General features: G+C 67.6%; 1 protein-coding gene. It reads right to left on the reverse strand.

The genetic code is table 11. The features are described from left to right. Nucleotides 1-806, reverse strand: an 806-nt coding sequence (locus tag D3D02_RS18130; RefSeq protein WP_147435701.1) for a class I tRNA ligase family protein, incomplete at both ends; no start/stop codon positions are given.

Genomic DNA, 806 nt, shown 5'->3' on the forward strand with positions numbered 1-806 from the left:
CTCGTACCCCTCCGCGACGTCGGTCATGTGCCCGGACTCGTCGATGGCGACGCGCAGGTCCAGGTCGTGGACCTGGTACCACTCGATGTCGTTCTGGTCGCCGAACGTACAGCACATCACGATGCCGGAGCCCGTCTCCATGTCGACGCGCTCGTCGGCGATGATCGGCACCTCGTGGTCGAACAGCGGGACCTCGGCGGACTCGCCGACGAGGTGCTGGTTCCCGTCGTCGTCCGGGTGGACGAAGACGGCGACGCAGGCCGGGAGGAGTTCGGGGCGCGTCGTCGAGATGGTGAAGGTCTCGCCGTCGCCGCCCGCGACGGGGAAGGCGATGTCGTTGAAGTGGCTGCCCTGCTCGTCGTCCTCGGTCTCGACCTGCGAGATGGCGGTCTCGCACTCGGGACACCAGATCGCGGGCGCCTTCTCGCGGTACTCGCGGCCCTGCTCGTAGAGGTCGACGAACGAGAGCTGGGAGACGCGCTGGACGCGCGGCTCGATGGTCTCGTACGTGTGGTTCCAGTCGACCGACCCCCCGAGCGACTGGACGTTCTCGGTGAACTGCTCCTCGTACTGCGCGCAGACCTCCCGGCACTTCGCCTGGAACTCGCGCAGCTCGAACTCCTGGTGGCGGATGTCGAGCTCGTCCTCGGTGAGCCGCTCGGAGGCGATCCCGTTGTCGTCGTAGCCGAACGGGAAGAACGTCTCGCCGCCGTTCATGCGCTCGAAGCGCGCGACGAAGTCCTGGAGGGTGAACCCGTACAGGTGGCCCATGTGGAGGCTCCCCGATACCGTCGGCGGGGGGGTGT

Source organism: Halobellus sp. Atlit-38R (genome assembly GCF_003665925.1).
Lineage (GTDB): Archaea > Halobacteriota > Halobacteria > Halobacteriales > Haloferacaceae > Haloquadratum > Haloquadratum inordinatus.